At 47.2% G+C, this 22251-nt stretch carries 19 protein-coding genes and 1 pseudogene; 1 reads left to right on the plus strand and 19 read right to left on the minus strand.

From position 1 onward, the window contains the following. Positions 1–19: 19 nt before the first annotated feature. The 6 genes from nhaC to ABXS75_13875 all read right to left on the minus strand — a co-directional run bounded on the left by nhaC (position 20) and on the right by ABXS75_13875 (position 9395). Positions 20–1450 (minus strand): Na+/H+ antiporter NhaC, encoded by a 1431-nt coding sequence (gene nhaC / locus ABXS75_13850; protein XCP84145.1) that lies wholly within the window; start codon positions 1448–1450, stop codon positions 20–22. Positions 1451–1462: 12 nt separating this feature from the next. Further along, complete coding sequence (locus ABXS75_13855; protein ID XCP84146.1) at positions 1463–2848, minus strand: Na+/H+ antiporter NhaC family protein; 1386 nt, start codon at positions 2846–2848, stop codon at positions 1463–1465. A gap of 14 nt (positions 2849–2862) precedes the next feature. Beyond that, on the minus strand, positions 2863–4170 hold the full coding sequence (locus ABXS75_13860) for a glycine/betaine/sarcosine/D-proline family reductase selenoprotein B (GenBank protein ID XCP84147.1): 1308 nt from the start codon (positions 4168–4170) through the stop codon (positions 2863–2865). A 6-nt stretch (positions 4171–4176) separates the two neighbouring features. After that, positions 4177–5439, minus strand: coding sequence for a glycine/sarcosine/betaine reductase component B subunit (locus ABXS75_13865; protein ID XCP84148.1), 1263 nt, complete (start codon positions 5437–5439; stop codon positions 4177–4179). Between the two features lie 406 nt (positions 5440–5845). Beyond that, positions 5846–7603 (minus strand): ABC transporter ATP-binding protein, encoded by a 1758-nt coding sequence (locus ABXS75_13870; GenBank protein XCP84149.1) that lies wholly within the window; start codon positions 7601–7603, stop codon positions 5846–5848. Continuing rightward, complete coding sequence (locus ABXS75_13875; GenBank protein ID XCP84150.1) at positions 7593–9395, minus strand: ABC transporter ATP-binding protein; 1803 nt, start codon at positions 9393–9395, stop codon at positions 7593–7595. The genes ABXS75_13870 and ABXS75_13875 overlap by 11 nt, the downstream gene beginning before the upstream one ends. 133 nt (positions 9396–9528) lie before the next feature. On the opposite strand from ABXS75_13875, the gene ABXS75_13880 reads away from it, so the two are divergent. After that, a complete protein-coding gene (locus tag ABXS75_13880) occupies positions 9529–10416 on the plus strand; it encodes a LysR family transcriptional regulator (GenBank protein XCP84151.1) in 888 nt (295 codons plus the stop codon). An 18-nt stretch (positions 10417–10434) separates the two neighbouring features. Here the strand turns inward: ABXS75_13880 and spoVT are convergent, their stop codons facing one another. From spoVT to glsA, 13 genes and pseudogenes are all read right to left on the minus strand, one after another. After that, the gene (gene spoVT, locus ABXS75_13885; GenBank protein XCP84152.1) at positions 10435–10983 is read right to left on the minus strand and encodes a stage V sporulation protein T; all 549 of its coding nucleotides are present in this window, start codon (positions 10981–10983) and stop codon (positions 10435–10437) included. 114 nt (positions 10984–11097) lie between these two features. After that, positions 11098–11853 carry a hypothetical protein gene (locus ABXS75_13890; GenBank protein ID XCP84153.1) on the minus strand — a complete coding sequence of 252 codons (756 nt, stop codon included), beginning with the start codon at positions 11851–11853 and terminating at the stop codon, positions 11098–11100. Continuing rightward, complete coding sequence (locus ABXS75_13895) at positions 11838–12812, minus strand: HTH domain-containing protein (GenBank protein ID XCP84154.1); 975 nt, start codon at positions 12810–12812, stop codon at positions 11838–11840. Before ABXS75_13895 ends, ABXS75_13890 begins: the two co-directional genes overlap by 16 nt. A 251-nt stretch (positions 12813–13063) precedes the next feature. Then, positions 13064–14854, minus strand: a complete 1791-nt coding sequence (locus tag ABXS75_13900; protein XCP87157.1) for a flavin reductase — start codon at positions 14852–14854, stop codon at positions 13064–13066. Positions 14855–14983: 129 nt separating this feature from the next. Further along, positions 14984–15223: pseudogene (locus ABXS75_13905) on the minus strand (HipA N-terminal domain-containing protein). Next, positions 15210–15488, minus strand: a complete 279-nt coding sequence (locus tag ABXS75_13910; protein ID XCP84155.1) for a helix-turn-helix domain-containing protein — start codon at positions 15486–15488, stop codon at positions 15210–15212. The pseudogene ABXS75_13905 and the gene ABXS75_13910 overlap by 14 nt, the downstream one beginning before the upstream one ends. Positions 15489–15829: 341 nt before the next feature. Beyond that, positions 15830–17209, minus strand: coding sequence for an aldehyde dehydrogenase (locus ABXS75_13915; protein XCP84156.1), 1380 nt, complete (start codon positions 17207–17209; stop codon positions 15830–15832). A 52-nt stretch (positions 17210–17261) separates the two neighbouring features. Beyond that, entirely contained in the window at positions 17262–18464 is a 1203-nt protein-coding gene (locus ABXS75_13920; protein ID XCP84157.1) for an iron-containing alcohol dehydrogenase, read from the minus strand. Positions 18465–18577: 113 nt separating this feature from the next. Further along, positions 18578–18781: a hypothetical protein gene (locus ABXS75_13925; protein ID XCP84158.1), complete on the minus strand. Its 204-nt coding sequence runs from the start codon at positions 18779–18781 to the stop codon at positions 18578–18580. Positions 18782–18884: 103 nt separating this feature from the next. Continuing rightward, the gene (locus ABXS75_13930; protein XCP84159.1) at positions 18885–19613 is read right to left on the minus strand and encodes a DUF554 domain-containing protein; all 729 of its coding nucleotides are present in this window, start codon (positions 19611–19613) and stop codon (positions 18885–18887) included. A 10-nt stretch (positions 19614–19623) separates the two neighbouring features. Further along, the gene (locus tag ABXS75_13935) at positions 19624–20325 is read right to left on the minus strand and encodes a YkgJ family cysteine cluster protein (protein XCP84160.1); all 702 of its coding nucleotides are present in this window, start codon (positions 20323–20325) and stop codon (positions 19624–19626) included. A 1-nt stretch (position 20326) separates the two neighbouring features. After that, a complete protein-coding gene (locus ABXS75_13940) occupies positions 20327–21217 on the minus strand; it encodes a radical SAM protein (protein ID XCP84161.1) in 891 nt (296 codons plus the stop codon). 13 nt (positions 21218–21230) lie between these two features. Next, on the minus strand, positions 21231–22163 hold the full coding sequence (glsA, locus tag ABXS75_13945) for a glutaminase A (protein ID XCP84162.1): 933 nt from the start codon (positions 22161–22163) through the stop codon (positions 21231–21233). Between the last annotated feature and the right edge of the window lie 88 nt (positions 22164–22251).

Raw genomic sequence — 22251 nt, forward strand, 5'->3', positions numbered from 1 at the left:
TGCCGGAGCCCCAAATCCATCAATCTGCTTGTTCCTTCCTCTTCGTCTGATACATCCCAATCCCGACTGCCGCCAGGAGCAGCGCCATGATCGGATTCCCGTAAGTATTCAAACTGTAAAGCGCATATCCGTTCGTCCCAAAGACTTCCACCCCCAGAGTCGCGACATAAAACGCCCCTGCTGCGCTCCACGGAACCAGCGGCAGCAACATCGTTCCGGAATCCTCAAGTGTCCTGGAAAGGACAAATGGCGGCATCCCTTTCTTTTTAAACTCCTCTGTAAACATTTCTCCGGTAATGATAAATGCCGGATAGGATGAGCCTGCACATGCCGCAACCAGGAAATTAATGAGCAGTGCACTTCCCACCAGGGATACTCTTGTTTTGCATCGTCTTAGCAGTGGCCTTGCCGCAGTCGACAAGAATCCCGCTTTATCAATAATCGCCGCATACGCATAGCCGCAATAGACGACAATTACAATACCGGCCATGGACTTCATCCCGCCTCTATTCAGCAGGGACATGATCGATTCTGCAACCTGGCCATCATAGACCGCTGATATAGAAAACCCATTTACACATCCATCGATTCCGGCTGCAACATCAAACCCCTGGACCACCCCGCCGAGGAACAACGCCGCCGCAGATGAGACGATCATGACCGGAACCGTAGGCATTTTCAAAAACGCACCTAAAAAGAGAATCACAAACGGCACAAGTAATACCAGATTCCAATGGTAGATTTTATCAAGTGAATCTATCATTTCCGCCGCCAGAGCCGGCATGGTGTCAGCCGCGACAGAAAGTGTCCGGCCACTGATTCCGAATAACAGCAGCGAGAGGAGGCTTGCCGGCACCGTCGTCCACAGCATGGATTTGATATGGCTGTATATATCCGTGCCACAGCACATCGGAGCCAGATTTGTCGTTTCGGACAGCGGCGACAGTTTGTCCCCCACCAGCGCGCCGCATATGACCGCCGCCGCAGTGATATTCAGCGGAACTCCAAAGCCTGCTGCCACGCCCATCATCGCCACGCCTCCGGTTGCCGCCGACCCCCATGAGGTTCCTGTCACAGTCGAAAGTATTGCACAGACCAGAAAGCTGCATACATAGATGTAATGAGGATGCAATAATTTTAACCCATAATATATGACCATTGGTATCGAGCCGCTGAATATGAAAGAAGCAATCACGATCCCGATCATCCAGATGATTAATACCGCCGGAGTGGCCTTCATCAGTTTCTCGCAAATCGCATTTTCCATATCCTGATAGGAATAGCCTAACCGTTTTGCAGCCACGCCCGCTACGACAGCAGACAAGATCATTAAGATCTCAATACGCACATGGAAAACGATATATCCGACCGCAACTATAACTGCCATCTGCGCAACTGCAAACAATGCCTCCCCAAATCGTGGTTCTCTTTTCCGCGCATCCTTCATCATACACCACCCTCTCTAAGATTTTTTCTGCATAAACCACCCTGTAAATCCATATATGATCAACAAAATGGAAGAAATCCAGAAGGAATAGTAAAACGGCAGGAAATCCCGGAACGTAATTCCCAGTGTCGAAACAATCAAAACATGACTTCCACACCACGGAACCAGCGCGTTTGTATGACCGGAACCTTCCAGTAAGCTTCTCACCATCGTCAGCTTATCCATACCCGCATCTTCGTATGGTTTTTCAAACATTCCCGTATTTAAAACAATTCCTGTATAAGCGGTTCCCCCTAAGTATGTGCAGAGAACTGCCGAAATATAGGAAGATAAGACAAGGGTTCCTCTGTTTCCGGTAATTTTACCCATTTTTGAAATCAAAGCGTTCATGACGCCGACGGACTCCAAAGTACCGGCCAAAATAAATGCACAGAATATAATCAGCATGATTCCCATCATATCGAGCATTCCGCCTCCGGTAAGGAGCTTATCGATCTCGGCTACCCCTGTATCCGTAACATATCCATTATAGAGCGCATTCAACATCTGTCCCGGATCTTTGCCCTGGTAGAACACTGCAATACCGAGCGCCAGTACGACTCCTAATACCAACACCGGCAGAACCGGCTTCTTTTTAGCCGCCAGTACGACCACCACGATGATCGGTATCAAGAGTAAAACGAGATTAATCTTATACTGACTGCTGATTCCGTCAACCAGGAACTGGATTTTTTCTTTGTCCATCCCGCTTCCGGCATATCTAAGGCCCATGACTGCAAAGATCACTGCCGCAGCCACGCCACCGATTCCACTTGTGGGCAGCATCTTTTTCCAGACGTCGATCACATCTTCGCCGGTCATGGCTGCTCCCAGATTCGTGGTGTCTGATAACGGACTCCATTTATCCCCGATCCAGCAGCCGCTGACGATCGCGCCTCCTGCAATACCAACAGGCACTCCGATTCCATTGGCCACTCCCATAAGCGCTACGCCCACGGTCGCACAGGTCGTCCATGAAGAACCCGTAGCTATGGATACAACCGCGCAGGCAATAAACGCCGCAACAAGGAAAGTGCCTGGCGTCAATGTTTTAAGTCCCATGATCACCAGCGCCGGAATCGTGCCACTCGCAAGCCATGATGCGCTGATCAGGCCGACCATCAGCAGAATGATGACAGCCGACATTCCTTTGGAAAACATCGCAAGGATATTTTTGTAAATTTTATCCCACTCTATTTTCAGTACAATAACTCCGTACGCCGCCGATACCATTGCACATAGCAGAATCGCCATCCCTGTCGGGAACCGCCCGCTGGCCAGGACAAATATGACAACAAATATAGCAACCAAAATTAATGCTTCCAAAAAACTAATATCTCTTTTTTCTTTTCTTTCCCCCATCTTCCTTCCTCCTTCTATAATACATTAAAAATCGTCTGATCATCAATGTCCGTCTGTAAAGCCTTTAACGCCGTTTGTACCAGTTTTCTTCTGACCTCCTTCTCTTCCCCGGGAGTAACATTCGGATTCCCCGTCACATGTGGTATGGATATGCCCGGAACAATTCTGTTTGCTCCGACCGACTTGGAGATCGGGGTAACTGTACAAATATGGACTGCCGGAATACCTTGTGCTTCCAACTGTTTTACGATCGTTGCGCCGCAACGTGTACAGGTACCTCATGTAGAGGTCAGGATCACACCGTCTACCTTGTCCTCCGCAAGTTCTTCCGCTATGGATTTTCCAAATTCTGTCGCCCTCGTCGTCGGCATCGCAGTTCCGGTGGTGACGAAGACTTTGTCATACAGATGTCCTATTTCCCCTGCATTTTCCATCTCTTTTAGTACGTCCGACGGCAGTACACGCCTTCCGTCCTCATTGACATACACAGGATCGTATCCTCCATGCACGGTTTCCGAACAGGAAAGATCGAATCCCCCGTACTCGTCAAAGCTGTGACTCACGTATTTCATCGCCGCCGATGCCTCTAAGTGGTTAGGATTTCCCTTCGGCACCAGTCCGCCCGTCGTGACAAATGCAATCGTGGCATTCTTAATATCCCGGATCGCGGGACTTGGCAGCACCTTTTCAAATACCGGCATTGGGAGTTCTGTCTTATATGGTCTCCCGCCGATCTTGTCCATGAGCATATCCACGCCACGCTGGGCGCCTGTCTTGTCCGACATGAAGACTTTACGAATTCCCCGCTGGATATATCCGTCTTTCTCCGGCTCGTCGATGATCTCCCCAGCCGCGATCCTCTTAATAAATTCGGCCATTCTTTTGATGGTTTTCGTCATGTATCTTGCAGAGTCTCCACACGGCAATATGTAAGCATATCTTCTGTACATCAGCACGCCCGGATTATCTTCGTTCATGGAGCTGACGGCTTCCACTCCCATCTCATATGCGCTTTTGCAAACTTCTCCGCAAGAGACGCCATAGCGTCCTGCCAAAAATGCCGGACCTGCGACAAGCAAATCGGCCTGATACTCTTTTAGAATTTCTTTAACCTGTTCTGCCGCTTCTGCATGTTCAACGTAATAATTGTCGCCGCAGATGATCGTCGCAACAATTTGGGCCGCATCCCCCAATTCCTTTTGCAATCCGTTTCCGGGGCCCACGCTGCCGCTTCTTACTTCTAATGGGTGACCGGCCGCTTCCTCGCCCCCGATCTGCCCGAAGAACTGATTAATATAATGAACAATCCGCATTCTGTACACCTCCCATTAATATACCTTTGATGTCAATTTTGTCATACCCATTCCGTTATGCATACTCATAATGCTGGAAACCGTTACATATAAACTTCCATCGGGACGGATACTCTCCTCTGAGCCTCCGGCAAGAATCTTAATCTGCTCCTCATGGCCGATGATCCGATCCATTTTAGGCAGCAGCATTTTTTCAATTCTGCTTCCCACATTGACGACCGCATCCGCTTCCGGAGTTGAATCCGTGATGGCTTCTTCCTCCCCGATGGCACCTACTATCATGACTGTGCGGATTCCATTTTTTTCTGCGTTCCGGCAGAGCATCATGAGGTCCGCCTCCGGATTCCCGCCGCCCTCTTCCGGGAGGAGAAGCCCGTCGAGCCCCAATGTCCTTGCAATGTTAATCGCACCGGTACAGCATCTTTTCTTATCTGCAAGTCCCGGACAGGAAGGGGTAAATATGATTCCGGCAAATTCCAGATCCTTCCCATGTCTTTTATACAGTTCCTTGACTAATGGGTTATTCTGATGATCATAAGTGGTGTACTTGTTCGACGCAACCACGCAGTTTCCGCTTACGAGCGCTCCATCCATCAATTCATTCGGATGAAGCAGCGTCGTGTGAATCTTCTTTGCATCTACTCCATAAACATAATTGTCGTGGAGAAGTCCCTGTGCCATCGCCAAAAACAGGATTGCGACCTTCGGCAGAGGCTTGTCAGGTTTTTCCAAATGATAGACCTCCTCTTCGTCAGCGGCCACATTTTTCGCACAGGAGGCCAAATATTTTGCGGCTTTGATCCCTGCCAGACGAATCGCGGTCTCATGCTCGGCAGGCGCTACTCCCTCCTTCTTTTCAGCCACGATCACAACATTATTCAAAACAGAATAATAACAGTGCTCGGCTGCCGGACCTGTCATGTCGATGATTCCTTCCTGGAATCCAACGATCTTCCCCGTTGTAACTACTCCGACCCCTTTCAATACTTTTGTCCGACCGTCCCCGGTTCCTTCGCACTCTCCCAGAAATCCCGGAAATGCATTTCCCTCTTCATCGATTTTGACTCTCGGCTCGATTACATCTTTTACCGGTATAATGCGAACCGACTCTCCCGGTCTGGCAAGCTCTATATCGATTGATGTCAGCCTGTCATCCTGTAAATAGTCAATCAATTCTTTCTTATTGATTTCCAGAACATGCTCCTTTACCTGCGTTACTTCGCCAAATCTGATATCCTTGATGTGGATAAGTTCCAACGTAAGATTCATTCCTCCCATAAAAATCCTCCTATTATCTGGTATACCATAATTTCTTTTTTTCTTCTCATTTTTGCGCATAACAGAGTTTTTATTGATTGTTTTACAAAATCTAGTATACCACTTAGCATTGATATCGTCAATATATTTCTTTTATTTATAAATATATTTTATTTTTGCATTTCTTTGGTATACAAGTATGTCTATTTTCCATAATAAGCATTGGGAATTTTTGGGATACCAGATTTGAATATCTCAATCATAAATTAAAAAATGGCACTTCCAGCCTTAATGCCTGAAAGTACCATTTTTTTATTTCAGAGAATTTACACTCTTCCTTTTATCACGATCTTAATTGTAACATTTTACCAGTACAGCGTCCGCCAAATAAATATACCAAGATTCCCCCGTATACCCTATCTTATACTTAACTTAGCGCGAACTGGCTCTGGTACAATTCCTTATAAAATCCGCCCTTCCTTAACAGCGTTTCGTGATTCCCCTGCTCGATGATCTTTCCGTCCTTCATGACCAGAATCACATCTGCCTCGCGGATCGTGGACAAACGGTGTGCCACGATAAAGCTGGTACGCCCCTCCATGAGGCTTGCAAATGCTTTCTGGATCTTCACCTCTGTACGGGTATCGATGGAGGACGTCGCCTCGTCCAGAATCAGCATCGGCGGACGGCAGAGCATGACTCTGGCAATACACAGAAGCTGCTTCTGTCCCTGGGAAAGACCGCCTCCATCTTCCGTAATCCAGGTATCGTACCCTTTGGATAATCTCTTAATAAAGCTGTGGGCGTGAGACGCCTTTGCCGCCTCGATCATCTCTTCCTCCGTCGCGTCCGGTCTTCCCATGATAATATTATCCCGAATCGTTCCGGTCTTCAGCCATGTTTCCTGCAGCACCATTCCATAGCCGGCTCTGAGGCTATGGCGGGTTACCTCACGAATATCCAGATCCTCCACCTGAATACTTCCGCCACATACATCGTAGAAGCGCATCAGCAGGTTAATGAGCGTCGTCTTTCCACAGCCCGTCGGTCCCACGATGGCGACCCTCTGCCCCGGCCTTACGTCAAGGCTGAAATTCTCGATCAGCCTCTGCTGTGGTACATAGGAAAATGACACATCGGACAGCTTCACATTGCCCTTGATATTTTTAAGCACCACCGCGCGCTCCTTCTCCGGCACCTGCGGCTCCTCCTCGATCAGGTCAAAGATACGCTGCGCGCAGGCGATCGCATTTTGTAACTCTGTTATGACGCCGGAAATCTCGTTGAATGGTTTGGTATACTGATTTGCATAGCTCAAAAAACAGGACAACTGTCCGACGCTGAGCGAACCGTTCACCACCGCAAACGCACCGGTGATCCCCACGCCCGTGTAGACCAGACTGTTGACGAACCTGGTCGCCGGATTGGTAATGGAAGAGAAAAAGATCGCTTTCAGAGAACATTTCTGCAAACGTCCGTTAATCTCATCGAACCGCTCCAAAACGTCCTCTCCTCTTCCAAACGCCTGTACCACCTTCTGGTTTCCGATCATTTCATCAATCAGACCTGTCTGCTCCCCGCGGGTCTCCGACTGGAGCTTAAACATGGAAAATGTCCGTTTTGCGATGAAATTCGCCACCAGGAAGGATACCGGAGTGATGAGCACCACCACGAACGTGATCCTGACATTGACCGAAAGCATGAACCCAAAGGTTCCTATGATCGTCGCCACCCCGGTAAAAAGCTGGGTAAATCCCATCAAAAGTCCGTCGGCAAACTGATCCACGTCCGCGATGACCCGGCTCACCACCTCTCCATAAGGGTGGCCGTCAATATATTTTAGCGGAAGTATCTCGATTTTCTGAAATGCCTCATTCCGGATATCCCGCACTACCTGAAAGGTCATTTTATTGTTGCACACATTCATAAGCCACTGTGCAAAAGCCGTGATCAGTGTGCAGATTCCGATCTGGATCATGATCCGTACCACTCCCGAAAAATCCACAAGGCCCCTCTCCACAATGTAATCCACCGCTTTACCTGTCAGCTTCGGCACGTATAAGGTCAGCGCCACCGTCACCGTCGCAAGCAAAATGGAAAATACCAGAAAGATCCGGTATCTTCCCAGACGGCGAAATACCTTCTTCAAAATCTCCGACTGTTTTGTTCTGTTCTTATCTGCCATTTTCTGCCGCCTCCTTTGGGAACTGGGAATAATAAATCTCCTGATAGATCGGGCAGGTCTCAAGAAGCGTATCATGCGTTCCGATTCCCGCCAATTCTCCGTCGTCAAGCACCAGAATCTGATCTGCGTACTGGATAGAAGACGCCCGCTGAGATACAATGAAAACGGTCGGACGGCTCTCCATTTCCCGGATCGCTTTTCTCAGCCTCGCATCCGTCGCAAAATCAAGCGCGGACGCACTGTCGTCCAGGATCAGGATCTCCGGCTTTTTCACCAGCGCCCTGGCGATCGTCAGCCTCTGTTTCTGCCCTCCGGAAAGATTTCTTCCGCCCTGCTCAATCTTAAAATCCAGCCGGCCTTCCTTCGTATCCACGAATTCTTTCGCCTGAGAGATAAGCAGAGCCTCCTCCATCTCCGCCTCGGTCGCATCTTCCTTGCCCCAGCGCAGATTCTCTGCAATGCTTCCTTTGAACAGGACTGCCTTCTGAAGTACCACGCCGATTTTCTCCCGAAGCACATCGGTCCGGTACTCTTTGATATTTCGCCCTGCGATCCGCACCTCTCCGGCGGTCGCGTCGTAGAATCTGGGAATCAGATTCACCACAGATGACTTTCCAGAACCGGTACCGCCGATGATTCCGATGGTCTGTCCCTTTAAGGCCTTGAACGAAATATCACTTAAGGATTCCCCGCCCGCACCTTTATAGGTAAGGGATACATGATCGAATTCTACCACCGGGATTCCATCGTCCAGGCTGAAACTACTACTTTCCGGTTCTACAAACCTTTCATCATTCTCCGTTTTGTCGGCGCCTTCTGCCGGCCAGCCACACGTTCCGCCCTGCATGTCCGGCTTTTCTTCCAATACAGCCTGAATACGGTTTCCACAGGCGATTGCCTTGGTTACCGTGATGATCAGATTCGCCAGCTTCACCAATTCCACCAGGATCTGGGACATATAGTTTAAAAGCGCGACCACCTCTCCCTGGGTCAGCACACCGATATCCACCCGCACTGCCCCGACATAGATCAGAACGATCGTCGCACCATTTACAATCATATAGGTAAGCGGATTCATCAGCCCCGAGATACGTCCCACAAATTTCTGTGCATCGGTCAGGATCTGGTTGCTCTCCTCGAACCGTTCTCTTTCCTCTTCTTCCTTATTAAACGCCCGTATCACTCTGGCGCCGGTCAGATTCTCTCGCGTCACCAAAAGCACCCGGTCCAGGTTCGCCTGCACCTTCCGGTAAAGCGGCATCGTGATCAGCATGACCCCAAATACCACCACTGAAAGCAGCGGAATCGTGACCACGAACACCAGCGCCCCCTCAAAATCCACCGTAAACGCCATGATCATCGCGCCAAACACGATAAAAGGTGAGCGCAGGAACAGCCGCAGAACCAGATTGACTCCCGACTGCACCTGATTCACGTCACTGGTCATGCGGGTAATCAGCGTCGAAGTTCCCAGCGTATCCATCTCCGTAAAAGTAAAACTCTGGATATGCTCAAACAGTGCGTACCTCAGCTCCGTGGAAAATCCGGTCGCCGCTTTCGCCGCAAAGAACTGCGCCGTGATCGAACAGATGAGGCCGATGATTCCCAGCGTGATCAGCACCAGACACATTCGCACAATATACGGCTTGTCATTACCTGCAATTCCCGTATCAATGACCGCCGCCATCACGAGCGGCACCAGCAGCTCAAACGACGCTTCCAGCAGCTTGAACAATGGGGCAAGAATGGTCTCCTTTTTGTAATGTTTCAGGTATACCAGTAATGATTTCATAATGATATCTCCTCATTCCTTTTCTCTGTTGCAAAATCTCCTGTTTTATCTTATCATAGGATAAAGCATATAAAAATACTTACTTTTGTATATAAGCTATATTTTTTTCATATGGTTTATAGGGAGGTTCATCATGGATTTAAAACAAATGGAATACTTTCTTACGATTGCCGAGGAAGGCACCATATCTGCCGCCGCCAGAAAGCTGCACCTTTCCCAGCCGCCCTTAAGCGCGCAGATGAAGCTGCTTGAGGCGGAGATTGGCTGCCGGCTCTTCAACCGCGGTTCCCGCAGGATCGAACTGACCGAGGCGGGCCGGCTGCTCTACGAGCGGGCACAGACGATCCTTCGGCTCTCCGACCTGACCGTTCGCGAGCTTCAGGATCACCGTGACGGCAAGGCGGGAACTCTGCGGATTGGTATCGTCTCCTCCGTGGGCGATCTGCTGCTGAAGAACTGGGCGCTTCCCTTTCACCAAAACTACCCGCATATGCATTTCGAGCTTTTTGAGGCCAACACCTATCAGCTTCTGGAGCAGCTTGGCGCCAACCTCCTGGATTTTGCCATCGTGCGGACTCCTTTTCAGTCCGAAAATCTGATCAAGCATACCTTGCTGAGCGAACCGATCCTTGCTGCCGGACATGTTTCCTTCTTTACGCCCAAAGAGCAGAAAGCGGACACCCTGCCGCTTTCTGCTCTCGCTGACAAACCGCTGATCCTTTACCGCCGCTGGGCCAATGTTCTGAATCAGCATTTTGACCTTCTGCATCTTAAGCCTTCCTTCTTCTGTATAAACGACGACGCGAGGACCTGCGTTTCCTGGGCTGACGCCAAAAGCGGCGTGGCGATCCTTCCCGCCTCGGCAGCCGCCCTTCTTGCAAGTGAGGATCTTCTGATCAAACACATCAGCAATCCGGCCCTGACCTCGGACATCTGTGTGATCCACAACAAGAACGGATATCTCTCCTCCGGAGCCGCCGCCTTTTTGGATTACATGAAGGAGCACCCTGGCCCTTCCTAATCCGCAGACTCCCCGGGCTTACTGCTCCATTTGTCTTCCCAGAAATCCTGCCGCACACGTGGCGAGCTTCTGCTCCGTGTCCCCCATTTTCTTCTTCCCTTCCTTTGCCAGGATCACCACGGCCCCGATGGCGTCACCCTCACAGATGATCGGGCTTACGACCTGACAGTCAAACTCCGCCGGCTGTTCCGCCGTCACCCTGGTGAACTTCTTGTCATCAGCTCCCGCCTGAAACTGCTCTCTTCTGAGAATCACTTCTCCGAGCTGCTTCGTAATCGCCTTCTCCTGGAAATCCTTCTTCCCCGGCCCTGCCGCCGCGATGATCTGGTCCGTATCGGTCACACAGACCAGATAGCCCAACGTCTGCGCCATACTCTCCGCATACTGCCGCGCAAAGGTCCCCATTTCCCCGATCGGCGAGTATTTCTTTAAAATGATCTCACCCTCGCGGTCTGTAAAGATTTCAAGTGGATCGCCCTCCCGAATCCGCAAAGTCCGACGGATCTCTTTGGGGACGACGACCCTTCCCAGATCATCTATTCTACGTACAATTCCTGTTGCCTTCATATATAAATTCCTCCGTTTACTTTACTTTCCATTTCTGGGAGTAGTATCTGTAAATGGAGGAAATTTTATTCGCTAACTATGAATTCTTCCACCAACACTTTCTGCTTTTACATATTATTCGATACCATAGCATTCTTCTAAAACTTTCACCAACTCCTCATACAAAATATTTCTTATGCCTAAATTTTTCAAATCTAAAGGATTTACTTTGGCCCTCTGCATGAATTTCTCTGCATCTTTCTTAACCTGTCCAGAAATAGATACCCTTGCATCATTCTCAAGGTTTACTGCTAATCGAAACACATCATTCTTATGCTTTTTAATATCCTTACTATCAATTTTCTCTCCGCAATTTTTTCTTTCAATTAAATCAAGCCAGGCCTTCATCTTAAACAATATGATATACTCCAGATTTAAAACAGAAATTTTGTCAACAACCGTCACTCCTGTTCTAAGCAAATTATAGTAAGCTTCATCTAATAGTATCGCTGATAAACTCATAACATCATCACTAATATGTATTGGACTTAATCGGCTCATGATACTTTCAATATAATCCGGCTTTTTACTAAACAATTCAATCATATGCGGAAAGGTTATATCTCTTGGTTTAGAAAACCGAAAAAACTGATTTTCTCCAGTTCCTTTATCAATATGTTCATATCCTCCTGATTCTATAAAACAAATGAACGTATTAACAAAATCGCCATTCAAGGCTTCTATAAGAAGTACTATATCCAGATCCTTTGTTGATCTAAAATCCACCCCCATATTTCCAAGAAGAATATCACATGCCGCCCCTCCAATAAACACGTACTGTCCTGCGTAATCTTCAAAATATTCTTTGAACTTATCTATGCCTCGTACCATTCAGTTCCCTCCATAAATTCATCTACTGCAATCTCAACTCTCTCATCAATTTGCCCCAAACTTAAAATCATTGTAATTGGGTCCACATATTGGTTCTCTGTTAGTTTACTGATATCATATTGCATAATTTGCACTTCTGGCAAATCTTCACTTAATGCCTCTGCTCTCGTTCTCTGATAGTTTAAAACTTCTTTAACATTTCCATAAACCGCATATTTTTCACGTGTTGGCTCAGCCAACATCGTTTGCTCACCTAACGCCGTTAATCCACATTTATAAGCTTTCAAGTTTTCAGGAATATGACTTACATTGACACTTCTCTTCACAGGGTTAATCAAATAATCCTTTCCAATACGATAGTATTCTTTTTTCTCAATAGGTCGAATTATCTTTTTTCTTCCGGTCTGTCCTCCAATTTCGTAATTAACAACACCGATCCTCTTCAATTCATCAAACGCTCTTAACACTGTCATTGTGGAAACGTTCAACTTCTTTGCAAGCTCCTCTGCTCCGAACTGCGCTTCTTCGGAATATAACAATGCCAAAAAAATCATCTGTGTAGATGCCGTAAATTTTTCCCGTATCTCATTTTCCATTTTTTTCTTCTGTATTTTTCTTATATGCAATGCTAAAAAGGGCAGATATAATTGTCGATCTACCGTTATAAATGCAATTCTTTCTTCCAACATCTTTTTGACAGTATAAGGCGTAGCTTCTTCAATTAATACAGCCACATCATATTTTACTTTTTCCTGAATTCTGAGGATATGAATCCTGAGCCTTTGAATGGACTGCATTTCAATTGGCTTAATTAAAAGAAATGCTTCAGCAAAAATAGTCACCAAATAATATTCATAGTTACCAGCCAACTGCAAATTAAGATATTTCTTCGCATTCCAACGTTCAAGCGATGCCTTTTCATCTATTGCATCTTTTAGATAATTCAAAATATTTCTCATAATTCTCACCTCTTTTATAATATAACATCATTATGTTTTATTGTAAATAGTTATGTTTTATTTAAGAAAAGTTCACTAATTTCTTTCATATCTTGATATCTCATTTTCACATAAGTGATATAAAAAATTCCTCTGTTTACCACCCTCCCCATTCCTGGAAATAGTATCTGTAAACAGAGGAATTCTATCCACCAGCGAGAACTATCGATCAAAAACATGATTCCCCGCCAATCTTCATCTTATTCCAACCTCTAACCAATCGGTTCAAAATCCGTGGCTCCATGTTTACAGAGCGGGCAGATGATATCATCAGGAAGCGTATCTCCCTCATAAATATATCCGCAGACCGTGCAGACAAATCCTTTCTTCCCTTCCGTCTGCGGTTTCGGCTTCACATTTTTCTGATAATACGTGTAGGTCATCGTCTCCTTATCAGACATTACCCTCGCCTCGGACACCGTACAGATAAACATACCGTGCGTTCCCAGATCCACATAAGACTCTACTTCCAATGACATAAATGCATTGATGTAGCGTGACAGGAACGGAAGGCCATTATCTGAATACAGCGCATCATAATCTGCGAACTTGTCCACAGTGCGTCCGCTCTGGAATCCAAAATGCTGGAATACGGAGAACGGAGCCTCCACTGACAGACAATTGACATTCAGCTTCCCGGTCTGTTTGATCACATGGTGGGAATAATTCTGTTTATTGATGTTGACTGCCACCCGGTTCGGATTATCCGTGAGCTGAGTCACCGTATTTACGATCAGGCCGTTATCCTTCTTGCCATCATTGCAGGTCACCACATATAATCCATATCCGATTCTGAAAAGCGCCGTCATGTCATTTTTATTTGCTTTTTCCGGCGACTGCGCGATGTAATCACGACAAAGCTCCTCTGCCAGCTTCTCAATGGCCTCCTTGGAATCTTCCTTGAGCGCGGACTTAATCGTCACTTCCGTTTCCGCATACGTCAGATTCTTGGAGCTCTCCAATAATTTCTTCATCACTCTGGTCGCAAGCGGCGCCCAGCTTCCGTTCTGGATAAATGCAACGGTACGATTCTGGAAATTACGTTCCGTCAAATGTGTGATAAAAGTATGCATGAACGGGAAAATCTCTGCATTGTAGGTCGTAGTGGCAAGTACCAATTTCCCATAGCGGAACGCATCTTCCACCGCCTCAGCCATATCATCGCGCGCAAGATCAAAGACGGATACCTTCGGGCAGCCCTTGTCCCTCAGTTTGGACGCCAAAAGCTCCACTGCCTTCTTCGTATTGCCATATACGGAAGTATAGGCGATCACGATTCCATCACTTTCCACACGATAAGATGACCAGATATCATAAAGGTTCAAATAATATCCCAGGTTCTCGTTAAGGACCGGACCATGAAGCGGGCAAATGACCTGGATATCCAGTCCTCCCGCTTTCTTAAGAAGGTTCTGCACCTGCGCGCCGTATTTTCCAACAATTCCGATATAATACCTGCGTGCCTCACAAGCCCAGTCTTCCTCCACGTCATTGGCTCCGAACTTTCCGAAGCCATCGGCAGAAAAGAGCACCTTATCCGTCGTATCGTAAGTAACCATAACTTCCGGCCAATGAACCATCGGGGCAAATACGAAAGCCAGGGTATGCTTTCCTAATACCAGGGTATCTCCTTCTGCCACCGTCAGACGTTTCACAGAGGCGTCCAGATCAAAGAACTGGTCCATAATCCCGAAACATTTTGTATTTGCCACGATCGTGGTATCCGGATACACATTCATAAAATTTTGAATATTTGCGGCATGATCCGGCTCCATATGCTGTACGATCAGATAATCCGGCTTTCTGTCTCCTAAAACCTCACTCAAATTATCCAGCCACTCATGCGTAAAACGGATATCTACCGTATCCATGACCGCTATTTTTTCATCAAGAATCACATAAGAATTGTACGCCATTCCGTTTGGTACCACATACTGACCTTCAAACAAATCAATCTCATGATCATTAACGCCAACATATCGAATATCGTCCGTAATCTGCAATTTTTCCATCTTAGTCACCTCTGATTATTATTTTTACATTCTATTGCCAAGCAGCAGAACTGCCTGTCCTCTTTCCTATTGTATTCTATTTTATAGATTATGACAAGGTATTATCTGGGTAATCTTACCCAAGGTATTTCCCCAGGCGTCCGGAAGACTGTCTGCAAATACTCCGAACAAGCCGCCAAAATAGTCTTTTTCCGGCACAAAAACCTGCGCTTTGAGAGGAATAGAAAATGGACTGATTGAAAATCCATTTTCCAGCCAATCAGCATCATATGCAAAAGCGGCTTTCCGGTCCGTTGTCAAAGCCAGCGTACCTACCAGCCGATCTTTATAGCATACCTGTAAATGTTTATTTGCTTTCATTTATGACCTCCTCAATGCTCCTATATGGCACTTTTTGAAACATTCCCCGAATCTCCTGTGCACAATCAAGTGCAACTGCGATCCTGGTGAGCGCAAGAAGGGAAATCTGCCCGGTCGTTTCAAATCTTTTGATGGAACCATAGCTGACTCCGCTAAGAACGCTTAGCCTTTCCTGCGAAATATTTTTCCTCTTCCGAATCAATCTTACTCGTCCGGCCAGTTTTTTATCCATTTCCTCCGGTGTTTCCCATAACAATGCTTCCATGACTTTCCATTCCCTTTCCGGTACCACTGATTTACTCTGCTTCTAATGTTTCAGACAATATATTTAAGATAATATATTATCTATTTTTCAAAATTCGTATCATTATAGATAAAATATTATCTATTACCATTATACAATATTACCCTCTACATGTCCAGGTAATGTCTCAAATTTTCTCTCGGGATACGTTCCATATTTATTGCTTCTGTTACCTTGGCTGTTCCATAGATACCGTGTTTATGCCCGACAACACAAAATAGATTCTTTAAAAGCGACGGACCACATTCCTACCTGCTCCTAAAGAATCTATTCTCATTTCTTTCATCTCAGCTAATCTCACCCTATTTCAAAAACATATGAACCAGCTTCCCATAAATCTTCCTATATGGCTGATACCGCATCGGCAAATCCAGCCAGGTCTTTTTATCCACAATACTCTTGTAATGCGTAAAGGTATCAAATCCGTCCTTTCCGTGATAGGACCCCATTCCGCTCTCTCCAAAACCGCCAAATCCCATCTCACTGGTCGCCAGATGAATGATCGTATCGTTGATACAGCCTCCGCCGTAGCCGCACCGTGAAGTCACTTTGTCTGCGATCTCCTTATCGTTCGTAAACAAATAGAGCGCCAGCGGGTGCTGCATGGAGTTGATCTTCTCAATCGCCGCATCGATAGATTCATAAGTCAGGACCGGAAGCACCGGCCCAAAAATCTCTTCCTGCATAACTGCATCTTCAAACGTCACGTGATCCATAATCGTGGGCTCGATTTTCAGAGCCGCAGCGTCCGTCTTTCCTCCGAACACTACTTTTCTGCTGTCCATCAGGCCGCAGACTCTGTCAAAATGTTTCTCATTGATCATCTTTCCGTAATTTCCGTTCGCCAGCGGCTGTTTTCCAAACTGTCTGCGGATCTGCCGCTTCATCTCGGCAATCAACTGATCTTTGATCATCTTATCGCAATAAATGTAATCCGGCGCCACGCAGGTCTGTCCGCAGTTCAGGTATTTTCCGAACACGATCCGCCTTGCCGCCAGCTTAATATTTGCGCTTTTTTCCACGATGCACGGACTCTTCCCTCCAAGCTCCAGCGTCACCGGCGTCAGATGGCGCGATGCCTGTTTCATGACCTCCCGCCCCACTGCCTGACTTCCGGTGAAGAAAATATAGTCGAAATGTTCTTCCAAAAGGCATGTATTTTCCGCCCTGCCTCCTGTGACAAGCGCCACATATTTTTTATGGAAACACTCCTCTATGATGGTCCTCATGATCTCACTGGTGTTCGGGGAGTAGGCACTGGGCTTTAACACCGCCGTATTTCCTGCGGCAATCGCATCTACCAAAGGCTCAATCGTGAGAAGGAACGGATAATTCCATGGACTCATCACCAGCACGACGCCATATGGGGACGGCTTTTTATAACTTCGGGAATGGAATTGTGCAAGAGGCGTCATGACCCGTTTCTCTTTTGCAAATTTTCTGATATGCTTTAGCATATAGGTAATCTCACTTTGCACCAGCCCCGTCTCACACATGTAACTCTCAAATGCGCTCTTCCCCAGGTCTTTTTTAATCGCCTCATTAATCTCCTCTTCATGGCTTTGGATACTGGCCTTCAGCTTCCTAAGAGCCTCGATCCGAAACTCCACCTCCAAAGTCACACCAGAATGGAAATACGTTCTCTGGTCCTCTACGATCTGCCTGATTTCTGCCTTATTCATAGCTCGACGCCGTCCTTTCTACATTTATCAAATTTCAGTTCTATAACCGCCCTTAAACAGAAAGCAGCATATAGTAAAATGTCTCCAGCTCACCGGCGTCCATCAGCACCGGAACCGGGTAGAGCGGATTGGCCTCCTTATCTGCGTAATGTGCCAGCTTGGTAATATCCTCTTCCTGAATCTCCGGCACCGTATCTCCAATCCCAAACCGTTTTTTCATAGCTTTGATCTCTTCAATAAAAGCCTCTGCCGCCTGTGCTTCCGGAGTGTCCGCATCTGCAATACCTGCCGCAACGGCAAGCTGTTTTAATTTCTTATATATTTTTTCTCCATAAACTTCCAGCACAAACGGGAGAAGAATCGCATTTGCCAGGCCATGAGGTACATTATATTCCCCGCCAAGAGAATGCGCAACAGCATGTACATATCCCACATAAGATTTCGTAAATGCACAGCCCGCATAGTATGAGGCCTTTAGCATATTACTTCTCGCTTCCACATTTGCACCATCGCTGTAAGCGATATCCAGGTTTTCAAATATCAATTTCACTGCCATCAGCGCATCTTTTCTCGTCCCGGGCGTAGTTGAATTCCCGATATATGCCTCCACCGCATGAGTCAGGGCGTCCATTCCGGTCGTCGCCGTAATATGTGGCGGCAGGCTTAAAGTCACCTTCGGGTCAAGCACCGCATAACGCGGAATCAGCGGGAAATCATTGATTGCGTATTTATGCCTTGTCTGGGCGTCCGTGATCACTGCCGCCAACGTTGTCTCGCTGCCCGTTCCCGCCGTAGTCGGAATGGCAATCAAGAGCGGAATCCTCTTATGTACCTTCAAAATCCCCTTCATCTTTGCAAGGGACTGTTTCGGCTTAGCGACCCGGGCGCCCACTGCTTTCGCACAGTCCATACTGGAGCCGCCCCCAAAACCGATGATTGCACTGCACGCGTCCTGCTCATACAGTTCCAATGCCTCCGCCACATTTACAGTCGTCGGATTCGCTACCGTCTTATCGTAAATAGAATAGCCGATCTGATTTTCCGTCAAAGCCTTTTCCAACCTTTTGGTAAGTCCTAACTGCATAATTCCGGCGTCCGTCACGATGAGCACCCGATCACAGCCCCGTTTTTTCAACACATCAGGCAGAAGTTTAACACTCTTTACGGTTTTAGGTCTCCGATAAGGCAACACTGGCAATGCCAGTTTAAATGCTCCCTGAAATATTCGACAATACATTTTCTTAAGTGGATTCATTTGGTTTTTCCTCCATTTGTTTTATTTTAAATTCAAATCATTTTATAACCGAACTATTTTATCACACATTTTCCTTTATGGAAACTCTTTCCTGCATATTTTTATAGATTATTCTATGCCTCATCGATTAAATCATAGATTTTATACAAAGACAGCATATTCTGATACATTACTTTGTTTCCCATAAGCTGCCTGTAGGTGGCAGATTTCACCTTTCCTTCCCCTTTGAGTCTTTCCATTTTCTGATTCACGTCCCTGTAGTTTTCCTGCACTGCCAGGAGCATTTTTTCAAATGCCTCTAATCGTTTCTCTTCCATTTTCTTTCCTTTCTCATATTATGAAATCACCATTGCCTACTTTACAATATCTATTTCCTATGCAACTTCAAACAAGCCAATATCTTGGAATAAATTGCTTAACCTATGCCATAAATGATATCGCTACCGCAAATATAATCGCCGGGAGAAGGTTTGCCACACGTATCTTTTTCCCCCAGACCAGATTGAGTCCCACACAGAAAATAAGGATTGAACCGATCATGGACAGATATGTCAGCGCCAGCTTTGTCATAAGCGGTTTCATAAATCCGGCCAGGCAGGTGAAGGTTACTTGGATCGCGGCGACCGGTATTGCGGAAAAGACACACCCTTTTCCCAGAGAACAGGTCATGACAAGAACGATTATGAAGTCCAGCACGGCCTTGGTCGCCAGAATCGAATAATCTCCGGTCAGACCGTCCTCGATTGCACCCACAATGGCCATCGCCCCAATGCTCACGGTCAAAGAAGCCGTCACGAATCCTTCCACAAACCGCTTCTCCCCGGAATTCCCTGTCCTCTTTTTCAGCCACTCGCCAAATTGTTCCATTTTATCTTCCAAATTCAAAAGTTCTCCCAACAATGCTCCCAGCACCATACAAATCACAATCAGCATGGAACTGCCGCTCGCAACAGAATCGCCGTTTACGGTGAGCATACCCTCCATCGCGCCGCCGATTCCTATGAAAAGAACGCAGACACCGCAGGTCTTATTCAAAGTATCCTGATAGCGCTCTTTCAGAAAACTTCCACAAACTCTCCCCAGGATTCCTCCTGCAATAATGCCAACTACATTAATAATCGTCCCAAGTCCTGTCATTTCAAAATTCATTTCTATGCCTCTATTCTTCTGTACTATTTTGCATCGGCTCCGCTTCCCTAAGCCTCGCCTCGAACTGGGAATAAAAATCCCCTTCCTCATACGGAATCAAATAAAATCTTTTCAGGATCTCCATGGATACCGCCTTCATCTCCCAGGGGTTCTCCTTCACCCTCTCTTCCATATCCATCAGGAAATAATGCCAGTCATTCACAAATTTCTCATACCGCTTAAGTTCCGGGGTATCAATCCACTTTTTCACTTTCACCTTCGCCCGATTTTCCTTTCGGCACTCATGTACCTGGAGAAAATACTGGAATCCCCCATTTTCGTAATATCTCCCCAGCGGAAACAACCGGCAGATTCCCGGTCTGATGGCGTGAATCGTGCAACGCCCGGATTCGCTCAAAAACCCGCATTTCCCACCTGCTTCCTCCGGGCCTTCGGCCACGCCTCTCGCATTTTCCGTCTGCATTTTCAAATTAGGCAGAATCAGACCGTCGACCACATGCAGTTCTACTTTCCCGGCCAAAAGCTCCTCGAAACTCATATTCAGCCCTTTCGTTAATCGAAATACGTCGAGCGGATCGAGAATGATTGACTGCCCCATGTTGCAGCAGCACGCAAAGCACCCCGCGCAATCACCGCAGTCTGCCTTCACCAAATCATTACTGCCATATAACCTTCCGTCTGATATTTCCTTCAAATCTACCTGTCGTTTCATTTTATACTCCTTCCAACGTAAACGGCGGAATAAAACTTTCCTTTGCCGTCTCGCCCTCCTGGATAAACGCCTGCTCCACCCCCAAGGAAATGGCATAGTCAACCAGCCGTTCATAGGCGCGCTCACTCACCTTGTTCCCCAGCCTCGGATACTTTTCTCTATCCAGCGTGTTAAGCGGCGTATACTGATTCATAAGACTCATATAGATCTGATTTCCATAAGTCCGATACAAATATTCCACGATTTTTTTAGCGTCACCGAGGCACCCGGGCAGTAATAAATACCGCACGATCACGCCTTTTACCATCATTCCCCGCTCATCAAACACGGGGGAGCCCGTCTGCTTTACCATCTGAGCAACTGCCCTCATCGCGACCTGCGGATAATCCGGCGCTGCCGAATACTGCCCGGCATGCTTAACACTCATATATTTAAAATCCGGCAAATACACGTCTACATAGCCTTCCAGCATTTTCAAGGTCTCTTCGCACTCATAACCGCCCGTATTGTACACCACCGGAAGATGCATTCCCCGGCTCTTTGCCTTGTCAAGCGCCCGAATGATCTGCGGCACAAAATGAGTCGGCGTCACCAGATTGATATTATTTGCCCCTTTTTCCAAAAGCTCCAGAAAAATCTCCGCCAGCCTCTCCTCAGATACGATCTTCCCTACATCTCCGACAGAAATCTGATGGTTCTGGCAGTATACGCACCGCAGCGTGCACCCGGTAAAAAATACGGTCCCGGACCCTTCCGTCCCTGAGATGCAAGGCTCCTCCCACATATGAAGGGCAGCACGTGCCACACGCACTGCTGCCGTCTCCCCGCAAAATCCTGTTTTTCCGTTCTCTCTGTCCGAGCCACATCTTCTCGGACACAGCATGCACCCCATTGTTATCCTCCTTCTACCACCGCATTCCCGGAATCCTCGGCGCAAACATATGAAGACTCAGTTCCTTTGACAAATATTGCAGCATACTCCGCCCCGCAATACTATTTCCCTTCTTATCCAATGCCGGTCCAAAGATTCCGATTCCCATACGCCGGTCCACGACCGACAGAAGTCCGCCGCCCACGCCGCTTTTGGTAGGAATGCCGACACGCACCGCAAATTCCCCCGAACCATCGTACATTCCGCAGGTCAGCATGATCGTCTCCACAACCCGGACCACATCACTGTTTAAGAGACGCCGCCCGGTAATCGGGTGAAGCCCGTCCGTCGACAGCACCAGCCCAAATCCCGCCAGACTCTCCGCCGTAACGCTTAAGGAACACATGCGCACATAGAGATCCAGACATTTTTCCACATCTACTTTGATAATCCCTTTACTTTCCAACAGATAGGCAATCGCCTTGTTTCGGGAAATGTGACTCATCTCAGACTGATAGACCGCCTCGTCCATCACAATCTCCTCGTCCAGGCAGAGTTTTCTGGCAATATTCAGCATTTCCTCAAAATCTGTCACCTGCACCAGGTATCCCGCAATCGCCAGGGCTCCGGAATTGATCATCGGGTTAAAGGGATAATTACTGGAAAGGTCCAGCTTTACCAGCGAATTAAACGCGTCCCCCGACGGTTCCATTCCCACCTTATCAAAAACCTTGTCAAATCCACATTTTTCCAGCGCGACCGCCAGCGAAATAACCTTGGAAATACTCTGTATGGTAAACCGTACCTTTGTATCTCCAACACTATAACGTCTTCCGTCACTGGTGAAAATGCTAAGTCCGAGCTGATTCTTGTCCACTCTTCCCAGCTCCGGAATATAGGAGGCTGTCTCGCCGAAGGGAATCTCCTTCCTTCCCTCAAGCATCGCCTGCTCCATGATATCCTTCATTTCCGTTATCCTCCGTACATACCTATTATTTTTCCCAATCTCCCGCCTCAAAATCCCAGGCTTTCGCTCAAACCTTCACTTCCTTTTG

It is taken from the genome of Roseburia hominis (assembly GCA_040702975.1).
Taxonomy (GTDB): Bacteria; Bacillota; Clostridia; order Lachnospirales; family Lachnospiraceae; genus Allocoprococcus; species Allocoprococcus hominis_A.

Excerpts from the sequence above, each read along its gene's own strand:
- ABXS75_13915 (XCP84156.1), bottom strand. The coding sequence starts at position 17,209 with ATGAATAAGGCAGAAATCAGGCAGATCGTAGAGGACCAGAGAACGTAT.
- ABXS75_13925 (XCP84158.1), bottom strand. The coding sequence starts at position 18,781 with ATGGAAGAGAAACGATTAGAGGCATTTGAAAAAATGCTCCTGGCAGTG.
- nhaC (XCP84145.1), bottom strand. The coding sequence starts at position 1,450 with ATGATGAAGGATGCGCGGAAAAGAGAACCACGATTTGGGGAGGCATTG.
- ABXS75_13855 (XCP84146.1), bottom strand. The coding sequence starts at position 2,848 with ATGGGGGAAAGAAAAGAAAAAAGAGATATTAGTTTTTTGGAAGCATTA.
- ABXS75_13875 (XCP84150.1), bottom strand. The coding sequence starts at position 9,395 with ATGAAATCATTACTGGTATACCTGAAACATTACAAAAAGGAGACCATT.
- ABXS75_13865 (XCP84148.1), bottom strand. The coding sequence starts at position 5,439 with ATGGGAGGAATGAATCTTACGTTGGAACTTATCCACATCAAGGATATC.
- ABXS75_13935 (XCP84160.1), bottom strand. The coding sequence starts at position 20,325 with ATGAAACGACAGGTAGATTTGAAGGAAATATCAGACGGAAGGTTATAT.
- ABXS75_13920 (XCP84157.1), bottom strand. The coding sequence starts at position 18,464 with ATGAATCCACTTAAGAAAATGTATTGTCGAATATTTCAGGGAGCATTT.
- ABXS75_13930 (XCP84159.1), bottom strand. The coding sequence starts at position 19,613 with ATGAATTTTGAAATGACAGGACTTGGGACGATTATTAATGTAGTTGGC.
- ABXS75_13880 (XCP84151.1), top strand. The coding sequence starts at position 9,529 with ATGGATTTAAAACAAATGGAATACTTTCTTACGATTGCCGAGGAAGGC.
- ABXS75_13910 (XCP84155.1), bottom strand. The coding sequence starts at position 15,488 with ATGGAAGCATTGTTATGGGAAACACCGGAGGAAATGGATAAAAAACTG.
- glsA (XCP84162.1), bottom strand. The coding sequence starts at position 22,163 with ATGAAGGATATCATGGAGCAGGCGATGCTTGAGGGAAGGAAGGAGATT.
- ABXS75_13940 (XCP84161.1), bottom strand. The coding sequence starts at position 21,217 with ATGGGGTGCATGCTGTGTCCGAGAAGATGTGGCTCGGACAGAGAGAAC.
- ABXS75_13895 (XCP84154.1), bottom strand. The coding sequence starts at position 12,812 with ATGAGAAATATTTTGAATTATCTAAAAGATGCAATAGATGAAAAGGCA.
- ABXS75_13870 (XCP84149.1), bottom strand. The coding sequence starts at position 7,603 with ATGGCAGATAAGAACAGAACAAAACAGTCGGAGATTTTGAAGAAGGTA.
- ABXS75_13890 (XCP84153.1), bottom strand. The coding sequence starts at position 11,853 with ATGGTACGAGGCATAGATAAGTTCAAAGAATATTTTGAAGATTACGCA.
- spoVT (XCP84152.1), bottom strand. The coding sequence starts at position 10,983 with ATGAAGGCAACAGGAATTGTACGTAGAATAGATGATCTGGGAAGGGTC.